Consider the following 21,422-nt stretch of genomic DNA (forward strand, 5'->3'; position numbering starts at 1 on the left):
AAATTATATTTTGCTTATATGTTGAGCAAGATCGATTAATTTAGTTGAATAACCAAACTCGTTATCGTACCAAGAAACTAATTTAAAGAAGTTATCATTTAATGCAATACTTGCTTCAGCATCGAAAATACTGGTCATTGATTCTGATACGAAATCTTGAGAAACTACAGCTTCTTCTGTATAACCTAATACACCATTTAATGGCCCGTCTGCCGCCGCTTTTAAAGCTGCTTTAACTTCATCCCAAGATGCAGATTTTTCTGTTCTTACTGTTAAATCAACTACAGACACATCTGGAGTTGGAACACGGAAAGCCATACCAGTTAATTTTCCGTTTAATTCTGGAATTACTTTTCCAACTGCCTTCGCTGCTCCTGTAGAAGAAGGGATAATATTAGCTAATGCACTACGACCACCTCTCCAGTCTTTTCTTGAAGGACCATCAACAGTCATTTGTGTTGCTGTGGTAGCGTGAACCGTTGTCATTAAACCTTCAACAATTCCGAAGTTATCATTAATAACTTTAGCTATTGGTGCTAAACAGTTTGTAGTACAAGACGCGTTTGATACGATAGTATCGGCAGCTGTAATTTTATCGTGGTTCACACCCATTACAAACATTGGTGCATCGGCAGAAGGTGCAGAAATTGCAACTTTTTTAGCTCCTGCTGTAATGTGGGCTTGTGCTTTATCTAAAGTTGTAAAGATACCTGTACAGTCTAAAACAACTTCAGCTCCTACAGCATCCCATTTTAAATCTTCTGGGTTACGCTCGGCAGTAATTCTGATTTCGTTTCCGTTTACTACTAAGTTTCCATTTTCAATTTCAACAGTTCCATTAAATTTACCGTGTACAGAATCATACTTTAGTAAGTAAGCTAAATGCTCTACATCTAATAAATCGTTAATACCAACTATTTCTATATCTGGTCTTGACGCTGCTACTCTAAAAGCAATTCTACCTATCCTTCCAAATCCGTTGATTCCTAATTTTAATTTTGACATAATCTTTGTTATAAATGTTAAGTGCTCATGATATCTGAAACACGCAATAATTCTAAATTTATTTTTGTTTTTCCTTTAATGGCTTTTTCTATTGGAGTAAGTTCCATTTTACCATTTAACAGACCCACCATGTAATTGGTTTGCCCTCCTATTAATGACTCCACAGCTTTTACCCCCATTCTACTCGCTAGCACACGATCAAAACATGATGGTGCACCACCACGTTGCATATGCCCAAGAACAGATACTCTTACATCGTAACCTTCCATATTATCGTCTACGTATTCCTTAAGTTCAAAAATATTTTTACCTATTTTATCCCCTTCGGCAACAATAACGATACTAGATGTTTTTCCTGATTTTTTACTTCGGTTTAAAGATTCTACCAAGCGGTCTAAACCTAAATCTTCTTCGGGTATTAAAATTTCTTCAGCACCACCTGCAATACCAGCGTTTAGTGCAATATGCCCTACATCACGCCCCATAACTTCAATAAAGAATAATCGGTTATGCGAACTCGCTGTATCACGAATTTTATCAATAGCATCTACCACTGTATTTAATGCGGTATCAAAACCTAAAGTGTGTGAAGTACCAAAAATATCATTATCGATAGTTCCTGGAATACCCATTACTGGAAAACCAAATTCCTGATTAAAAATCATGGCTCCCGTAAAAGACCCGTCTCCACCAATAACAACTAAACCATCGGCTTCGATTTCCTTTATTTTTTCATAGGCTTGTTTTCTCCCTTCAGGGGTTCTAAACCTATTAGATCGTGCCGACTTTAAAAATGTTCCTCCTTTATTTATAATTCCTTTTACACTTCTTGCATTAAGTTCCTCAAAATCGCCGTCAATCAAGCCTTCATAACCACGGTAAACTCCAATGCATTGTATATTATGATATGAGCAAGTTCTAACGACAGCACGAATGGCAGCATTCATTCCTGGTGAATCGCCTCCTGATGTTAAAACTGCAATTTTTTTTATTTTTTTCGACATAAATTTTCTTATATATGAAAGTAAAATTAGTAAAGAAAAACCATATATCTATGGCATTCATTGCATTTTAATGAGGCTTTTAAAACTACAACGTTTTAGTTAATAAAAAAAACAATTAATAGCTGAAAAAATGTGATTTCCGAAATGCAAAATCAACAATTATTGGTCTTTAGCGGTCTTCATCTTAATAAATTCGGGAATTGCCGAAGTTTCAATAACTTGAGTGGTATCATTAAAAACCGGATCAGGTTTTTCGGATTTCTTGAAAAGATTTCTAATTAACTCTTTAAATGTATCAAAATCGACACTGTAAGAGGCTCCAATACCTTGGGTGTAGCCTATACCTTCTCCAAAGTTTCTTATGCTATTTTCGCGATTAAAAACTGTTGCTGTGAGCGTACCTTCTTCGTTAAGTAAAAAGTCTATTTGCACATCCCCGGCGATGACTGTTTCTGAAGCACCTGCTCCACCCACAGGTACACCAACTTTACCATTAATAAGGACACGATCGGTAATTTTAGTTTGTAGTGTTACCCCAAAGCGGTCACCCGTTTGATAATCGGGACGATTGGCTCCGGCTTCATAATTCAATCCGATATTAACTTTACCATCGCCGCCTGAAAAAATACCATTAATAATACCGTTAAGCCTGTCGGCAATTGTACCAGAAAAGTTAAGTTCGTTTAAACCTCTGGAAAATGATCCTGTAGATATTAAATACAGGGCCTGATTTTGTCTGTCGTCTGGAGATTCTAAACTGTATTGAAGTTCGGATTTTATCGTTGAATTTACGTTTGGAAATTTAAAGCTAAATTCTGGTGTAGGCTGCGTAAGTTCTCCTTTTAAATCGATATACAGCTCTACTGGAATACTTCGGTTTATAGGATTTTCCAGTAAAGGCGACGGATTGGTTTGCTCTTTTAGCACCGCTTGCATATTCAATTCGGCGTCAAGTGGATCGCCTTCCCAATTAATTGTTCCTCCCGGCTGAACTATAAATTGCTTTTGAATTAAACCGCCATATGCGAAATTATAAACACCTTCAAAAACCGAGAAATCACCCCACATATTAAATTTCCCGTTAGTGTTTATTTCAACTAATAAACCGCCACGTCCTCTCCCTTTTAATGAATGTCCAGAATCCTTATCGATAATAATTTCTAGTTCGGCATCTTCGGTTACATCGAGATCAAAGTCGAGTTCCAGTCCTTCAATTTCATTAAATACAATCTCTTTTCCACTTCTTCTGGCGTCTTTTTCTTCCTTTGTTAGGAAATGTATGTAGGTATTATCTCCAAACGACTCTGTATCACTTAAGGGTATTTTGAAAACCGTTCCTGGTTTTGTTTCTCCCAAAACACTAACTACCAACTGTTCTGTTGGTCCTTTTAACGTAGCATATCCGCCCATAAAACCGGTACCATAATACAAAGCATCTTCAGTTTCAGGCGTGTCCAGTACCAGTAAATTTGGTGTTCTAATATCTAAATCGAGATTCCATTTAGAAAAATTAACATGACTAACCGCTCCATTTAACTGTCCCTTGGATTTGTACTTACTGTCTGTAAGCTGTATTTTATTAAAGAAAAACGTTTGATCTTTTAAGGATACGGAAGAATTTTGTGCAAAATCGTAATCTACATTTAAATAAGGCACCCCTAATCCAGCATCATTCAAGACCATGTCTCCATTAATATCTGGCTTATTTAAGTTTCCTTCTACCTTGACTACACCAGTTGCCAATCCTCTTATGTTTGAAAGTACATCTTGCAATAATGGATTTAAAGGCTGCAAATTAAACGCATTAAACTCTAAATCGACATCGATACTCGAGGCTTTACCCAATACATTTATATCTCCTATAGCCCTAAACGATTTTTTTTCATCGTCCTTTATAGCAATATTAACATTATAATTTGTCAAATTTTCATTTCCTGTAATGGAAGCATCAAACGATCCTAAATCGAATTTATTAACTCTAAAATCATTAATTACAATGGTTGAATTTGGTAAATAACTACCATTTTGTTGCAATATATCTAACTTTCCATTAACCCGACCTTCGAGCGCCAAACTATCAATATCAGGAATAATTTTTGCCAGACTCACATTATCAAAATTAAGCTTTATATCCTTTTGGGTTGAGTCTTTAACAAAGCCTGAAAGCCGTACTTCTTCATTTCCATGACTGACTACGAAACGATCAATATCGAAAGCTGAAATGTCTTTATCGAACGACAATTTATTATTTCTATCGTTGTTTTCGTTAATATACCAGGTATAATCCTTTACAGTAAAATCTGATTTTTTAAACCCTACTACCGACTTATTTTCTTCGTTTATGGTATGATAAAAACTTAAATTAAAAATATCCTTATTCCGTTTACCACCTTGAAACTCCGTTCGCATGAATAAAGTATCATTTACAGTAACATTAATTAAACTGAATTTAGAAACATCGTAATACTTGGTATTCAAACTATCGGCTTCAATGTAGGTATTAAAAAGCGGGTTACTGTTATCTACTTGCAGTTCGATATTATTCACAAAATAATCGAGAAGCTTGATTTCGGGCGATTTAAATGTTAGTCTAAACTGATTCTCATCACTCTCAACCCTTCCGCGAATAAATGTATTTTTGCCCAGTTCTATTTCAGGATAAAACACCTCTATAATTTTGTTATAAATTTTAAAATTAAAATCGATACTTTGATCGCTCGATACTTTATGTGGTTCGTAATTGGTATAAATATGCCCTAACGAGTTCTGAAACAGTTTTTTTAAATCTCTAAACTTAAATCTTCCTTTTAATTCGCCTTCAACTATATCGGGTGAGTTTATCCCAATATATCGCGTACTATTTTCAAACCTTGAAAATATTTCAAACTTATCAAAGGTATAGGTGTCGTTTTGGTTTTTATACGAAGTATTTTCGAATACGACTCTACCGTAGGCGTCGTCATAACTACTCGCATTCATATTCATTTTTACACGACTTCTAAAGATGGAGATACTATCTTTTTTAACGAAATTTAGAACATTTAAATTAGCATAACCTACATTGGCCTCAAAATCATATTTACTTATGTTTTCTGAAAAATCCACCAAGCCTAAAAAATTCATTTTCAAGTTATCGTCGGTTGAAATAAAATTTCCATCAAAAATTTTATTTCGCACATTACCAGCAACCTTTATTCCTTTATAATTGTAATTGTTGTATAGGACCTCATAGACGTCACCTTTAACTTGCGTATTAATTGTTTCAGTGATAAACCCTTTTCCCTGTACATCGAAATTTAAGGAAGCCTCTCCTATTTTTGGCGATTCTAAAAAGGTTCCAAAATCAAATTTTTCGAAAATCACCTTTCCCTTGTAGGACGCATTATCAATATCATTAATCGTAGTAATTTTTAAGTCTGAATTTACCAGACCTAATTCGGTATCGATAATGACATCTGCAATTACTGTAGATGTTGTAACCTGTGAATTTCCAATAATTGTAAACTTACCAAGTCTTTCGAAAGAAGACGGAATCGATTCACCCAGAATATTAGGCAATAACCCCTTTAAATCGCCATACGTAGAAGTTAAATTTGACAAATTGGCGTTCATGTAAAAGTCATCATCTTCTTTACTAAATAGATTCTTAAAATTTATGTTGCCATAGATACGTGAATTTCTACTGGTTGTTAACCGTAGATTCTTTGTTTGTAAATCATTTAAGGTTCCTGATAAATCCACACTGAATAATGCTTCTTGACCTTTTCCAAATTCATCGTAGAAGGTATTTAATTCATCTAATAAAACCGAAGAATCATTAAAACTAGCTGTAACCGAAACCTTATCTGTAAAATACTGAAGGTCTTCTCGGAGGTAATCAAATTTTAAATCCCCCTTTAACCTCGAATTAGGTGTTTTTATATCGAGGTTAGCGAAAGTCATATTGGTTAATGTATACGAAAAATTAGTGGTTAAATTCTTAACAACTACCCCCCGACTGTCTTTAAAATTTAAAGTGTTAATACGCGCACTTACATCACTACCATTAATCAAAAAATTAGTAGCATTAATATTTAAATCTTTAAACTCTAAAACTTTAGCCGTTTCATTATTTTCATTTAATAGCCTAAAAACTCCGTTGTAAATGGATACATCGCTGGAAGACATTAAAAAATTACTCTTTTCGGTTCTTGGATTATCATCTTCAAATCTTCTTACAAAAACATCTAAATTTGTTTCGGGTTCATCTTTATAAGTTACAATATTAAACACCAAACCTTCCAAATCGATATCACCAAACGCTAGTTTCCCATTTACAAGATTTTTAAAACTAATAATAGATGAATTCAATTCAGATACACTAATTAATGTGTCCTGCTTATAATCCTGAATATAAATATCTTTCAATTCAATATCGCCGTTAATCTGCATACTTACGCGATCAATATTGATATTCGTTTTAAACTCTTCATTTAATTTTTTTGTCGCATAATTACCAAGTTGGGTTTGCACAAATGGAATAGTAAGCACCAGTATTAATATGATGAACATCAGCACAAAAAGTGCTAAAAGCTTAAGTATTATTTTGAGGACTTTTTTAATATGCGTCTAAATTAAAAATTTGCAAACAACCACCTGTTTTATCAATTTAAAGAAAACATAATAACTTGTTTTACATTTCTATTAATAAAATAATTAAGTAGTTTTGTAATTACGATAAAACAAATAATTTCAGATTGTTTATTTGTTTTCAAAATTAACAATTATTATGCCTAATTCTTATTAATGGCTACACAAAATATTTACATTCTTGGGATTGAGTCTTCATGCGACGACACGGCTGCTGCCGTTATGCATAATGGTCGCATTTTAAGTAACGTTATTGCTAATCAAAAAATACACGAAGAATACGGTGGTGTTGTTCCCGAATTGGCTTCCAGAGCGCATCAGCAAAATATTGTTCCTGTGGTACATCAAGCTTTAAAAAAAGCAGGTATTACTAAAGAACAATTGCATGCTATCGCTTTTACTAAAGGTCCCGGCTTAATGGGGTCACTATTGGTGGGTACTTCGTTTGCTAAATCCTTAGCTTATGGTTTAAACATCCCTTTAATAGATGTAAACCATATGCAAGGGCATATTTTAGCGCACTTTATAGATGAAGAAGGATTCGATAAGCCGCCTTTTCCGTTTTTAGCTATGACTATTTCCGGAGGACATACGCAAATTGTTCGTTGCGACAGTTATTTTGAGATGACGGTAATTGGAGAAACCATTGATGATGCCGTTGGTGAAGCTTTTGATAAAAGTGGAAAAATTCTAGGTTTGGGTTACCCTGCTGGCCCCGAAATAGACAAACGTGCCAAATTAGGAAATCCTCAGGCATTTAAGTTTACAAAACCAAAAGTGGATGGCTTAAATTTTAGTTTTTCTGGATTGAAAACAGCCATTTTATACTTCATTCAAAATGAGACTAAAAAAAATTCAAATTTTGTTGAAGAAAACTTAAATGATATTTGTGCTTCCATTCAATACACCATTATTGGCATTTTAATTGATAAACTCAAAAAAGCTTCCAAAGAAACAGGCATCAAGCACATTGCCATTGGTGGCGGTGTATCAGCCAATTCAGGAATTCGACAAGCTTTAAAAGATGGTGAAAAAAAATTCGGATGGACTACTTATGTTCCTAAATTTGAATTCACTACCGATAATGCCGCGATGATTGCAATTGTTGGACATTTAAAATATTTAGAAAACGAATTTGCCGACCAAAGCGTAGCTGCTTCAGCAAGACTAAAAATTTAAGTCATGCAATTATTTTACAACCCCAATATTTCTGAAGACAGCACCCAATTTACTTTCGATAAAGAAGAAAGTAAACACATTATAAAAGTGTTGCGCAAACGCATAGGAGACCTTTTACATATTACAAACGGTAAAGGCTGGTTATTTACCGCCAAAATTACCGTTGCCGACATTAAGAATTGTGTGGTTACGGTAACATCAAAAGAGCTACAAGCCAAACGACCTTGCCATTTACATTTAGCAGTAGCTCCTACAAAAATGAACGATCGTTACGAGTGGTTTTTAGAAAAAGCTACCGAAATTGGCATAGAAAGTATTACCCCAGTTTTTTGCGATCATAGTGAACGGAAAGTAATAAAAGCTGATAGATTTGAAAAAATTCTGCAATCGGCTATGAAACAATCGCTAAACTGTTACCTGCCGAAACTTCATGAGGCAACAACATTTAAAGAATTTATTAATCAAGAAATTAATGGGGATTTATTTATCGCACATTGCGAAGAAACCGATAGAAAATCTTTGAAAAAAGAATTGAAACGCAAAACAAATACCACCATATTAATTGGTCCGGAAGGCGATTTTAGTTCAAATGAAATTGAAATGGCTATGGCTAAAAACTTTATTCCTGTAACTTTGGGTGACACGCGTTTGAGAACAGAAACCGCCGCCATTGTAGCTTGCCACAGTGTTGCTTTTATAAATGAAAATGTCTAAAAAATTACGTATGAAACAGCTTGCTTCGGTTACTTTTTTACTTTTCACGTTTTTTAATTTCGCCCAAGAACTGGCATTTGTAAAATATAAAGGTGGTGGCGATTGGTATGCAAACCCCACATCATTACCTAATTTAATTTCTTTTTGCAACCAAAACATAAACACGCGTATTAATCCAAAAGTGCAAACCGTAGAAGTAGACAGCCCCGATTTATTTCAATTTCCCTTTGTACATATAACCGGCCATGGCAATGTATTTTTTAGTGACGCCGACGCTGAAAATCTTAAAAATTATCTCATCTCTGGTGGTTTTCTACACATAGATGATAATTACGGAATGCAGCCTTATATAACCAAAGAGCTCAAAAAAGTTTTCCCTGATAAAGCGCTCGTTGAATTACCAGCGAATCATGAGATTTATAACAGCGTTTATCCTTTTCAAGATGGCTTACCAAAAATTCATGAACACGATGGTAAAAGACCTCAAGCTTTTGGAATGTTTCACGAAGACCGACTTATCCTATTGTTTACTTTTGAAAGTGATTTAGGTGATGGCTGGGAAGACCCCGAAGTACATAACGACCCTGAAAATGTGCGACTAAAAGCGTTAAGGATGGGAGCGAATATTATAAAGTATGTTTTTGAGCATTAACCTTTCAATTTTAAGATGAATGGACTTATTGAAATGTTAATCGACCTGTTTTTTGACTATAAAGAAGCAAACATATGGAAAAGTGTCTTCTATTTAATTTTGAAGCTAATAGTACTGATTGTCGTTTTTTCTATAATTTATGCTGCTTTTATTGAAATGAAAACTGTAGATTTAAGTCGTTACAAACAATTATTGGATTAATTTAATTTTCATCAGTTTCAATGAATTTTGCGAGTGAAATTTGTTTCAAAATCAAGAAAATTCAAAGCAAATATGCACTTGTAGTAACAAAATTCTTTTTCAAATTTTAATCAAAAGTGAGGTTTAGATTCAGAAGTAATGTTCATATAATTCAAATTTCAACTATTAACCTATACCTAATAACTTTTAGCATAGAAAAATGCAACTCACACATTATACTTCAAATTTTAAAACACAAAAATTTCCTATTACAGTAATTAGTGACCAGGTAACTAATGCGCCTAATATTGGAAGTCTATTTAGAATTTGCGACGCTTTCGGAGTTCAGAAACTCATACTTTGCGGTGAAGGGATTAACTTAGGAAGAAAAACAGCTAAAACCTCAAGAGCTACCGAAAAAGTAGTCGAATATGCTATTTGTAAATCGGCGTTACATGAAGTTAAACTACTCAAGGAAGAAGGGGTTTCTATAATAGCTTTAGAAATCACCGAAAATAGTCATCCCATTCACAAATTTAATTTCCCGTTTAATCACCCCCTAGCGTTAGTTATCGGTGATGAAAACTTTGGTATCTCTGAATCTATATTAAACATTGCCGATGCTGTTATACATATAGATATGTTCGGGCAAAACACGAGTATGAATGTCGTTCAGGCTACAAACATTGCCTTATATGAAATCACCAAACAACTCAGGTAATCGATGATTTTTTAATTTAACCACTGTTAAAAAACGAATAATCCCCCCTATTTTTAGGTATTTTTGATCTTCTTTGTAAACCAATTACTTTTTAAACAACAAACTAAAATGAGTTACCGAATTCACATTAAATTTAATCCATTCTTTTTTTTACTGCTATTTTTTATATCAATCTGTCAAGGTCAGGAACATCTCCTCTGGTACAACAGTCCTGCCGAAAACTGGAATGAAGCCCTTCCGTTAGGCAATGGAAAAATAGGTGTTATGGTTTTTGGAAACCCCATTAGCGAGCGGATACAACTAAACGATGATTCTATGTGGCCAGGAAATGATCCTAGCTGGGTAGAGCCCGAAGGCAACAAACAAGATCTTGAAAATATTAGATCTTATTTATTTGTTGGCAATAATAAGGCCGCTGACAGCCTTTTTGTTGAAAAATTTTCTCGAAAATCTATTGTGCGATCACATCAAACTCTAGGTGATCTATTTATCAATTACCAACATGAAAACATTACCGATTATCGACGCGAATTAAACATCGAAAAGGCCACTTCTAAAGTAACATTTAAAGCAAACGGACATCAATTTACACAAGATATTTTCGTTTCGCATCCGCATAAGGCTATTGTCATAAAATTAACTACCCAAGACCCAAATGGGCTAAATGCCATCCTTAGGCTAAGTCGACCTAAAGACGCTAGTTTTGATACTGCAACCACCTTTTCTACAGATGAAGGACTGCTTATCATGCAAGGTGAAGTAACACAGCGTGAAGGCAAATTTAATTCTGAACCTTCACCTATTTTGAACGGTGTTAAGTTTGAAACAGCTCTAAAAACAAATATCCAAGGAGGCTCGGTTGCTACAAAAAACAATCAAATTGATTTAAAAAATGTTAAACAAGCGACCCTATATATTGTTAACAATACATCCTATTATTTTGAAGATTATAGTAATCAAAATAGAAAGGATCTAAAATCTATAGGTTCGAAAACTTACGAAGAGCTTGAGAAGGCTCATATAAAAGACTATCAACAATTTTATAATCGTGTAACGCTTCGGTTAAATGATAATGATAAATCGAATATCCCAACCAATGAAAGACTAGAAGCTATAAAAAAAGGAGAAATAGACACGGGATTAGAAAGTTTATTATTTAATTACGGTCGCTATTTACTCATTGCTTCGTCCAGAGAAGGTACTAATCCAGCCAATTTACAAGGTTTATGGAATCAACATATAAATGCACCTTGGAATGCTGATTATCACCTAAATATAAATCTTCAAATGAATTATTGGCTTGCCGATGTCACAGGCTTAAGCGAACTTAACAACCCTTTATTTGATTATTTAGACAGACTCGTAGAAAGCGGCAAATCAACAGCTTCTATTAATTTTGGTTGTGAGGGTTCATTTATTCCTCATGCCTCCGATTTATGGGTACCTACCTGGATGCGTGCTCCAACGGCTTTTTGGGGCTGTTCCATGGGTGCTGGTGGATGGGCCATGCAACATTATTGGCAACATTACAGATTTACAAAAGATGAAAAATTCTTAAAAAACAGGCTATTTCCCGCACTTCATGAAATCACTAAGTTTTACAGTGATTGGATTATTGTCGATCCAAGAGATGGTACGCTTATTTCAGCGCCATCTACTTCTCCCGAAAATCAATTTATCAATGCTAACGGTAATAGCGTAGCCAGTTGTTTGGGAAGTGCTATGGATCAACAAGTTATTCATGAAGTATTTGAAAACTATTTAAAAACCTGTGAAATTCTAAATATTAATAATGACTTTATTGAAAAAATTAAAACACAAAAAAACAAACTTCGACCAGGCTTTGTTTTAGGGGAAGACGGACGAATTTTAGAATGGGACAGACCTTATAAAGAACCGGAACCAGGACACAGGCATATGTCTCATTTATATGGATTTCACCCTGGAAATAGCGTCACAAAAGAAAGCCATCCCGAAATTTTTGAAGCGGTAAGAAAAACACTAGATTATCGATTAGACCACGGCGGAGCAGGGACCGGATGGAGTCGTGCTTGGTTAATAAACTGTAGTGCCCGATTGTTAGACGAGAAAATGGCACACGAGCACATACAATTATTATTTCAAAAATCGATATCGAAAAACTTATTCGATTTACATCCACCATTTCAAATTGACGGCAATTTTGGTTACACTGCAGGTATTGCCGAAATGTTAATTCAATCGCATGAAGAGGATGTTGTTCGTATTTTACCCGTATTACCCGACGCTTGGAAAAATGGTTTTGTAAAAGGATTAAAAGCAAGAGGAGGCTTAACATTAAATTTGTCATGGAGCAACAACAGCCTTGATGAAGCTAAAATTACCTCTGCTTACAATTATCAATTTAAACTTATTTATAAAAACTTTAGTGAAACAATTACATTAAAAAAAGGAGAAACATATACTTTTAAGCCTAATTTTTAAGCATGTAAACAAATTCTTAACCGATTTACTATATTTACTAAATGAACTCAAAAATCATTGCGAACGGTATATTAAGAGCCATAGCCATTTTGGTTGGTATTGCGCTTTTGCTTTTTTTCTTTTATAAAATACAATCGGTTATTAGCTATCTGGTAATTGCTTCTGTAATATCATTAATTGGCAGACCAATTGTAATGTTTTTAACAAGTCGACTAAAGTTTTCGAGCACTTTGGCCGTTGTAGTGACTATAGTATTTTTATTAGGTGCTGTTATTGGTTTAGTTACTATGTTTATTCCTTTAATTGTAGAACAAGGCCATAAGTTATCGCTCTTAAATATAAATCAATTACAAACTAATATCGATAATTTATACCGTGAAATTGTAAATCATTTCAGTATTAGAAATATAAATTTAGAGCAATCAATTGAAGAATGGAATTTGATGTCGAAACTGGATTTATCCTTAATACCTGCCTTTTTAAATTCGGTAGTTAGCGGTGTTGGTAGTTTCAGTGTTGCGTTGTTTTCAGTTTTGTTTATCTCTTTTTTCTTTTTAAAAGACAGTCATTTATTTGAAAATGGCATTTTAACCTTTATTCCAGACAATAAAGAATTGCAATGGAAAAATTCATCAACCAAAATTAAAGATTTACTATCGCGGTATTTTGTTGGTTTAATTTTACAAATATCCATATTGTTCATAATATACACCACCGGACTTCTTATTATAGGGGTCGAGAATCCTATTGTCATTGCCTTTCTATGCGCACTACTTAATTTAATACCGTATGTTGGTCCGCTTATTGGTGCTGCATTAATGCTAACCTTAACCATGACAAGCCATTTGGGAGAAAGTTTTAGCGTCGTAATTTTACCTAAAACCTTATGGGTTTTTGTTGTATTCATAATCGGGCAACTGGTCGATAACTTTTTTAGTCAGCCATTTATATTTTCAAAAAGTGTAAAATCACATCCCTTAGAAATTTTTCTGGTTATTTTAATTACTGGTATTTTATTTGGTGTTATTGGATTAATTTTGGCAGTTCCCGTGTATACTGCGATAAAAGTAATTTTAAAAGAATTTTTATCAGAAAATAGTATTGTTAAAAAACTGACTAAAGATTTATAGCCTCTTTTGAATATTGACATTCTAAATACCGAAGTTCAAGAATTTATAAATAAAAACTTAAATTCCAACATTTCTACATTGGTACTTAAAGGCACACCATTTCGCCAAATTGACTCTAAAGACATCATAGAACAAATTGAAGCCAAAAAGCGATGTGAAAAAAAATTACCGATTTGGTTCAATACAAAAAATATTTATTACCCAAATAAGTTAAATATTGAGCAAACCTCCTCTGAAATCACTGCGGCTTATAAAGCACAACTTTTATCAGGCGAATCTATAATAGATTTAACAGGCGGTTTTGGAGTTGATTGTTTTTACTTTTCAAAAATTTTTCAAACAGTAACCCATTGCGAAATTAACGAAGCTCTATCCTCCATTGTTAAACATAACAACGAGCAACTAGCTGTTGCAAACATTGAAACACATGCCTGCAATGGTTTAGAATATCTTAAAAATCATAACAACACGTACAACTGGATTTACATAGACCCCTCACGACGTCACGACAGTAAGGGCAAAGTATTTTTCTTAAATGACTGTTTACCTAACGTACCTGAGCATTTAAACCTTTTATTTAGCCGATCGAAAAATATACTCACTAAAACCTCTCCTCTACTCGATTTTTCCATTGGCATCGAAGAGTTAAAACATGTTAAAACCATTCATGTCGTGGCCTTAAACAACGAAGTTAAAGAACTGTTGTGGATTTTGGAACAAGATTTTTCAGGTGCAATTTCTATAGAAACTGTAAACCTAAAAATAACAAGTAACGAAAAATTTAATTTTTCACTTGAAGAGGAAAAAAATTTAACCTCTAATTACAGTGAACCTCTAAACTATTTATACGAACCTAACAGTGCCATATTAAAAGCTGGTGGATTTCATTCCATTAGTAATCAACTTAAAATTTACAAATTACATAAGCATTCACATTTATATACAAGTGAAAATGTTCTAGATTTTCCTGGAAGACGTTTTAAAATTGAACGTATTGTGAAATATAACAAAAAGGAACTAAAAAAGCTGGGGATTACAAAAGCCAATATCACTACGCGAAATTTCCCTGAATCGGTTGAACAACTTCGTAAAAAATTCAAAATTAAAGATGGAGGGAATACCTACTTGTTTTTCACAACCGATTATCAAGAGAACAAAATTGTAGTTTTATGTGAAAAAATATAAAACATGAAAGAAAAACGATATCATTCTGTCATAACTTTTGTCATTGCTTTTTTAATCGGTATCCATTGGATTTCGGCTCAAAAAAAAGAAAAAAAACGCACACCAAACGTTATCTTTATTATGGCCGACGATTTAGGTCCTGGAATGCTATCGTATTATGGTCAAAAATATATTAGCACTCCAAACATAGATAGATTGGCAAAAGAAGGTATGGTGTTTAACAACTCTTATTCGAGTACGTTTTGTGCGCCATCCAGAGCAACATTTATAACAGGATATAATGATTGTCGCAATAATAAATACGTGCTAACCAGTGGCAAGGGTTATAAAGAAGTGGCTACTAACCCTACTAAAGAAGAATCGGTTCAAAACAGAATTAATGATGCAATTGGTGATGAACCCGACATTACTTACTTACCGCAAATATTCAAAGCTGCAGGCTATGTAACAGGTGAAATTGGGAAACTGGATTATGGTTTTCAAACGACTACAAAACAAATGAATAATCATGGCTGGGACTATCATTATGGCTACTACGATCATATTCAGTGTCATGGTTTTTACCCTATGTTTTTACATGAAAATGGGAAACGCATTACAATTCCAGGAAACACCCATCCTGATGCGGCTAAAACAGGAGAAACAGGTTCTGATGAACATGAAAAAGCACGTTGGGATATGAACGGAAAATCTGTGTATTCACAGGATTTATTCTTAAATAAATTACTTGAATTCATTCGAAACAATAAAAAACAACCTTTCTTTTTATATCACCCAACACAGTTACCACATGGTCCTGTTGCTATCCCAACTATTCATCCGGAAGTTGCTTTTAATGATGAACTAAGTCAACTTGAAAAAGCCTATGCTTCTATGGTAAAAAGATTAGATGATGATTTGGGTGTCATTATGGCTGAATTAAATGGGCTTGGGATCGCCGAAAATACCATGATTATTTTTTCTTCAGATAATGGACATGAATTGTATTATGATTACAAAGGTAAGCCTACAAAACCCTATAAAAATATGGAGACGGGTGAAACTTTCAATAATATCACCGATAAATTTTACAGTGAAATAGGTGGAGATATTTTTGACGGAAATGGTGGTCAGGCTGGATTAAAAAGAAGTAACTGGAATGGTGGTGTTAAAGTGCCTTTATTTGTGTATTGGCCAAAGAAAATAAAAGGTGGGAAAATATCAAATCAATTAGTTGCTAATTACGATTTTATGGCAACGATGGCCGACATGCTAAATGTAAATATTGAAGAAGAAAAAGATGGTGTATCCTATAAAAATATATTATTTAAAAAGAATAACAGCACTAAGGACGGGCATTCATCCATAGTTTTTGCCTCATTTATGGGCCCTGCCTTAGTCACTCACGATGGTTGGAAGCTGAGATACTTTGCGCCAAGTAAAATTTACCAATTATACTACCTTCCAGATGATTACAGGGAAAAAAACGATCTTTCAATAAAGTACCCAGAAAAGGTGAATACCTTAAAAAATGAACTACTTAAAAAATGTGACGGTAATTTGGAAAATGGTTGGATTAGTTATGGCAGACATTTTGTAACTGTAGATTAAAATCAATAAAATAAAAAATGGAGCCCTAAACTCCATTTATATTTTATTAGGTAACGCTCTACTAAGAGCGTGGTTTATTTATTCCTCTGTCGTACATAACAATACTTCCTGCAACCGAAACATTCAAGCTTAATTCGGACTTAAATTTCACCAAAAAATGTGATTTTTCTATAGCTAGTTTAGATAATCCATGATCCTCTGCTCCCAACAAATACACACAACGTCTTGGATGATGGAAGGTTTCCAGAGGTACGGCTTCATCAGTAAGCTCCACGCCTACTAATCGCGCTCCCTTTGGTAAATTATTAAAAAAATCATCAAAGTTTTCATAATGAAAATAAGGCATTGCTTTTACTGCATTATGCGTATCGCAGGCCTGTTTAGCGTAACGGTTTCCTATGGTAAAAATAAAACTTGCCCCTAAATTTTGTGCCGATCGCCACAAAACGCCCAAATTTTCGGGTGTTTTTCCATTTTGAATGCCTATTCCGAAAAATTCATTTGTAAAATTATCCATAGGGCAAAAATAAAAAACTTAAATTGAACAAACTTACGGCTAGATCTCAATATTTAGCATTTGCCCTCTTCTGTAAATTTGTATTGGTACTTTCTTATTTTTTTGAAATTCCTTAATTTTGTTTGAATCTAAATCCTTGAATGACACCCCATCAATACTCATAATTCTATCCCATTGTTTTAATGTCAAATCATCTGTATTTGAGGTTACCACAACCTCTTTTAAATGGCGTTTAACTACTAAAACATTATTCACATAACCTAATAGATAATCTCCTAAAACAAAATCCAATGGCAACATACTTTCGGTATGCTTTTGCGTATAAAAATGGTAAGTATTTAAATCTATCACCCAGTTTAAACGCCTTAAAAACTGAATTCCTATGGACCCTAATACCTCATGTGCGGCATGGCGCTCAGCATCATAAGCTTCAACAGCTAAGCTAGCATCTTTAAACGTTAAACCCGCAAAACTTATACTATCAACTAATCCCATTTCAACAGGGTTTTTATGCCCTACACTTGTGTTATAAGTTGTAAACAATGGCCTCATGGACTGAGCTAATAAAGCCTCATCTTGTTGCTTTGTACCAGACCCAAACATTATAGCTTGATAATTGGCTCCTGCATCTAAAATAAATTCCGACTCAAAAGTATTACCTTGGGATGATATAACAATTGGAATGGTAGGAACGCCCTGTGAATACCTAAATGAAGTTACCTCATAATCTTCGAAAAAATTATTCTCTCCAAATGTATACAATCGAATTTGAGATAATTCAAAATTAACTTCAGTAATATAATTTCTAAAAAAATTAGAACCTCCAACAATACCATCAATACCTTCACGAATTCGAGGGAACATGACCATATTTTGATTCTCCAATTTAAAATCGCCTAACTCAATACTATTTTCTTTGGAATAATTTACGGTTATCTCCCCCCCTGGAACAAATACATTACGCTTAGAAGAAACCTTTACATTCATGGCTTTTTGTAAGTCTGATTTTAACGCTAACCCATCGGCTCCTGTATCAAACAACATATTTAATTCACGTTCAGACCCATTTAATTTCACCTTTAATATAATTGCTCCCTGGTTGTATTTAAAGGGAATAGTTGCTACTTTTTTTGATGTTCCGTAGCGATCAAAATTAAATGCTTTTTTATCTAAATAATCGCTGTAAAGTAGTTTTCCTTTTTTAGAAAAAATCACATTCGAAACCTCTTCGTGATCCGAAAACACATAATGAACTTTACAGTATCGTTTCCCTTGCTTTTCTAAAACGGCATCCCAAAACATTGTATTGGGGCGCGTTATATTTTCAATTACATCTCCAAAATACTTTGTTGCCATTGGGCTTTGATAAACCCCTACTCTAAAATCTTCAGAAATAAAGTCCTCAATATCTTGTGTCTCTCCCTTAAGAATACAAGATTTATAGGCATTTAAGGTATTAAACTCTTCGGTATTTCCCTGTGAATAGGTTTTAAATACAATTAATAGTATTAATGTAATGCTCCAGATTTTCATAATTATAGTTACTTTTAAACGTTAAAAAAGGGTTACTTTTTGGGCAACCCTTTTTATTTACCTCACTAACATGAGTGACTAATTCAAACTTATATCATAAAGAAATAAAGTCTAGTGAGAACAAAAATTCTCCCTCCCTAAATGTTTCTCTCTCATAAAACGCATCGGAAAGGTTCCTTTTTATTAAAACTTCATAAAAAACAAATACCCTTACTACAATCTATTTTTTATGATTTTTTTAGGAAATTCATTTTTTAACGTAATAGAATGCCAATCAACTTATTCTTCTTATTTTCGAAGTATTGCATTCATATAATTCCAACTAACAACTAATTCTAAAATTGAAAACAACATCCTTATTTACTATTTTATTAATAGTTATTAGCGCAACAAGTATTGCGCAATCCAACATAAATCATGAATTATACCCAACTAAAGAAATAACATCGAAATACCACAATGATTGGACTATTAATCACTATAAAAAACGCATTAAAACCTTTAAAGACGATCCATTGAAATATGGTAAAATTGTTTTTTTGGGTAACAGTATAACAGAACAAGGCCGAAACTGGAATGAAAAATTTAACACCAACCACATATATAATCGTGGCATAGGTGGAGATGTTACAGATGGAGTTATTAAACGCTTAGATGAGATAACATATTACAAACCAAAAGCGGTATTTATACTAATTGGAATAAATGATTTATCCAGTTTACATTACGAAGATACCGACCAACGTTTTAAGTACATTAAGAACGTACCATCGGTAAAATACATTGCAAAAAATATATTGAAAATCGCAAAAATAATTCATAAAAAATCGCCAAAAACGGAAGTCTATGTACGCAGCATATTGCCCACTCGCAGAGATTATCTAAATGATGATGTTGCACGTACTAACAACTTGATAAAAACTTATGAAACCAAAGGCTATTATAAGGTTATCGATTTATATACTGAATTCGTTGACGATAAAGGCGCTCTCAAAAAGGATTTAACTTACGACGGCGTACACCTTAACCAAAAGGGCTATAACAAATGGGTTTCTTTTGAAAAACCTATTCTTATGCGATTTATAAAATAACCAAAACAAATAAAAAACTCCGAAGCCAAAACGCCCCGGAGCTAAAACATAAATAAACTAAATTGAATAATAACTTTATTCGTCTTCTTTCCAAACAAATGGCAAATACCAATTATTTGTACTCATTAATTTACTGCGTACTTCACTGGCTTTTGGGTTGCCATCATTATAAAGTTTCTCATATACTTTATCCGCCAAAAAAGCTGGATCGTTGCGACGTAGCGCCACGCGAACGAGATCGCCCCAGCGGTTTCCTTCGTAAGCCAGTTCTAAAGCACCTTCTTTTATTAAATTATTTTCTATAGATGTTAAACTATCACCTAAAACTTCTGCGCGCTCTACATAGGCTCGACCACGAACTCCTGTATTACGATACCAATTACCTCTAAAGAAAGGGAAATCGCCCTGTCTGGCATCGAAATCGTAAGGAAACGGTAAGTGCGTTTGTTCTATATCTGTAACATCGGTTACACCAGCGACTGTATATGCATTTTGAATTCCAAAATTTAAAAGTGCATCGGCAATTTTATGCTGATTATCGCGATTTGCAGCCTCAGCATATCTTAAATGTAATTTAGCAGCACGATATAAAAACCAGTCTCCGCCCGTTTGAAAAATATCGAATGGCAACTGTGTATCGGTATCGATATATTTAAACAAATATTTCATTATTACTGGCTGACCATTTATCATATTATATGAAAACTTTTCCCCTCTGGCGTCATAAGCAAATCCATTACGTTGTGTTTGATCGTCCCAAAGTTGCATGGCTCGTCCTGATGGTTTTACTAAATATTCTCCACCTTGATTTGAAAACATATCGATAAATGGATTTTTAGGAGCAAAGTTACTATCAAATGGTAAAGACCAAATCCACTCCGTATTCCATAAAGCATCCTGTTCTCTTGCAAACATAGAACGCCATCCTTGCGTATTATTGTTAACAAGCGCCTGGGCGTCTTGTTCGCGGTATCGTATATAACCTACGGCTAAATCATTATTACTTGCTATTTCAGCCCATTTAACACGGTAAACGTCATAGCGTTCTGAATCGGATCCGCTATTACTAGCTGTTTCCATTACCGTTTTGTAATGCGATGCTGCCTGAGTATAATTATTGGCCCATAATTGTAAGTCACCTAATAAACACTCTTTATTAATAAAGAATTTAGCGGTATTATAACCATCTACATCGATTACTAAAGTACTACCTGCGCTATACGGATTGCTGTATGGTAACCCTTCGGTAAAATCGATTAACTGATTTACTAACTCTGGTAATGCTAACCTTGGATAAAGATTTTCATTTTGCACATCATCAATATTTGCGATAGGTTCTGTAACATATGGTACTTCCCCGTAATGCATACCGAGCTGTAAATACAACCAGCTTCGAAGTGTGCCAATATCTGAATAACGCTCGTTAAATTCGCCTGTATCCATTTTATTTTCAGAGTTCATTATTTGAAAATTCTTAAGCGCGTCATTACAGTTATTTATAACCTCATAAAAATCTTTAGGATTGGCGTAAGGATTGTCTAAAGTTACCGCATGCTCATTAATTTGTTGCAAATACATATCGGCATTATCGGTTGGACTCATGAGATCGGCTCTAAGCTCATTTAAAATGATATACTTTTCTGCCAGTCCCATAAACTTACCGTAAATCCCCACTACAGCAGCGTCGGCATCGAAAATATCTCGATAAACCTGATCGCTGTTTAATTTGTCTTTCGGTTCTATATCTAAATAATCTTGACAAGACGTAAGACTTAAAAGCGCAGCCAAGGCTCCTATAGTGACTTTATTTCTAGTTATTTTAATCATTG

Annotated in this window: 15 protein-coding genes; 9 read left to right on the top strand and 6 right to left on the bottom strand. The window is 34.0% G+C overall.

Going from position 1 to position 21,422, the window contains the following annotated elements:
* Positions 1–3: 3 nt before the first annotated feature.
* The 3 genes from gap to ICJ83_RS08510 form a co-directional block, all read right to left on the bottom strand.
* Positions 4–1,005 (bottom strand): type I glyceraldehyde-3-phosphate dehydrogenase, encoded by a 1,002-nt coding sequence (gene gap / locus ICJ83_RS08500; RefSeq protein WP_188229959.1) that lies wholly within the window; start codon positions 1,003–1,005, stop codon positions 4–6.
* A 17-nt stretch (positions 1,006–1,022) separates the two neighbouring features.
* Positions 1,023–2,009 (bottom strand): 6-phosphofructokinase, encoded by a 987-nt coding sequence (pfkA, locus tag ICJ83_RS08505; protein WP_188229960.1) that lies wholly within the window; start codon positions 2,007–2,009, stop codon positions 1,023–1,025.
* 159 nt (positions 2,010–2,168) lie between these two features.
* A complete protein-coding gene (locus ICJ83_RS08510) occupies positions 2,169–6,560 on the bottom strand; it encodes a translocation/assembly module TamB domain-containing protein (RefSeq protein WP_188229961.1) in 4,392 nt (1,463 codons plus the stop codon).
* Positions 6,561–6,794: 234 nt separating this feature from the next.
* Between ICJ83_RS08510 and tsaD the strand changes: the two genes are divergently transcribed.
* The 8 genes from tsaD to ICJ83_RS08550 all read left to right on the top strand — a co-directional run bounded on the left by tsaD (position 6,795) and on the right by ICJ83_RS08550 (position 16,452).
* Positions 6,795–7,817, top strand: a complete 1,023-nt coding sequence (tsaD, locus tag ICJ83_RS08515; protein ID WP_188229962.1) for a tRNA (adenosine(37)-N6)-threonylcarbamoyltransferase complex transferase subunit TsaD — start codon at positions 6,795–6,797, stop codon at positions 7,815–7,817.
* A 3-nt stretch (positions 7,818–7,820) separates the two neighbouring features.
* The gene (locus ICJ83_RS08520) at positions 7,821–8,531 is read left to right on the top strand and encodes a 16S rRNA (uracil(1498)-N(3))-methyltransferase (protein ID WP_188229963.1); all 711 of its coding nucleotides are present in this window, start codon (positions 7,821–7,823) and stop codon (positions 8,529–8,531) included.
* 10 nt (positions 8,532–8,541) lie between these two features.
* Complete coding sequence (locus ICJ83_RS08525; RefSeq protein ID WP_223154666.1) at positions 8,542–9,183, top strand: DUF4159 domain-containing protein; 642 nt, start codon at positions 8,542–8,544, stop codon at positions 9,181–9,183.
* Positions 9,184–9,583: 400 nt separating this feature from the next.
* Positions 9,584–10,084, top strand: coding sequence for a TrmH family RNA methyltransferase (locus ICJ83_RS08530; RefSeq protein ID WP_188229965.1), 501 nt, complete (start codon positions 9,584–9,586; stop codon positions 10,082–10,084).
* A 108-nt stretch (positions 10,085–10,192) separates the two neighbouring features.
* Positions 10,193–12,547 (top strand): glycoside hydrolase family 95 protein, encoded by a 2,355-nt coding sequence (locus ICJ83_RS08535; RefSeq protein ID WP_188229966.1) that lies wholly within the window; start codon positions 10,193–10,195, stop codon positions 12,545–12,547.
* A gap of 41 nt (positions 12,548–12,588) precedes the next feature.
* On the top strand, positions 12,589–13,677 hold the full coding sequence (locus tag ICJ83_RS08540; RefSeq protein ID WP_188229967.1) for an AI-2E family transporter: 1,089 nt from the start codon (positions 12,589–12,591) through the stop codon (positions 13,675–13,677).
* Positions 13,678–13,683: 6 nt separating this feature from the next.
* On the top strand, positions 13,684–14,862 hold the full coding sequence (locus ICJ83_RS08545; RefSeq protein WP_188229968.1) for a THUMP-like domain-containing protein: 1,179 nt from the start codon (positions 13,684–13,686) through the stop codon (positions 14,860–14,862).
* A 3-nt stretch (positions 14,863–14,865) separates the two neighbouring features.
* The gene (locus ICJ83_RS08550; RefSeq protein ID WP_188229969.1) at positions 14,866–16,452 is read left to right on the top strand and encodes an arylsulfatase; all 1,587 of its coding nucleotides are present in this window, start codon (positions 14,866–14,868) and stop codon (positions 16,450–16,452) included.
* 61 nt (positions 16,453–16,513) lie between these two features.
* Here ICJ83_RS08550 and ICJ83_RS08555 read toward each other — a convergent pair whose 3' ends face one another.
* Together ICJ83_RS08555 and ICJ83_RS08560 are read right to left on the bottom strand one after the other, a co-directional pair.
* The gene (locus tag ICJ83_RS08555) at positions 16,514–16,969 is read right to left on the bottom strand and encodes an RNA methyltransferase (protein WP_188229970.1); all 456 of its coding nucleotides are present in this window, start codon (positions 16,967–16,969) and stop codon (positions 16,514–16,516) included.
* 39 nt (positions 16,970–17,008) lie between these two features.
* Entirely contained in the window at positions 17,009–18,502 is a 1,494-nt protein-coding gene (locus ICJ83_RS08560; RefSeq protein WP_188229971.1) for a retropepsin-like aspartic protease, read from the bottom strand.
* 341 nt (positions 18,503–18,843) lie between these two features.
* Here ICJ83_RS08560 and ICJ83_RS08565 point away from each other — a divergent pair, with 341 nt between their 5' ends.
* Complete coding sequence (locus tag ICJ83_RS08565; protein WP_188229972.1) at positions 18,844–19,593, top strand: GDSL-type esterase/lipase family protein; 750 nt, start codon at positions 18,844–18,846, stop codon at positions 19,591–19,593.
* 75 nt (positions 19,594–19,668) lie between these two features.
* Here ICJ83_RS08565 and ICJ83_RS08570 read toward each other — a convergent pair whose 3' ends face one another.
* Positions 19,669–21,420, bottom strand: coding sequence for a RagB/SusD family nutrient uptake outer membrane protein (locus ICJ83_RS08570; protein ID WP_188229973.1), 1,752 nt, complete (start codon positions 21,418–21,420; stop codon positions 19,669–19,671).
* Between the last annotated feature and the right edge of the window lie 2 nt (positions 21,421–21,422).

Origin of the sequence: Aestuariibaculum sediminum, from assembly GCF_014596945.1 — a bacterium.
GTDB classification, from domain to species: domain Bacteria; phylum Bacteroidota; class Bacteroidia; order Flavobacteriales; family Flavobacteriaceae; genus Aestuariibaculum; species Aestuariibaculum sediminum.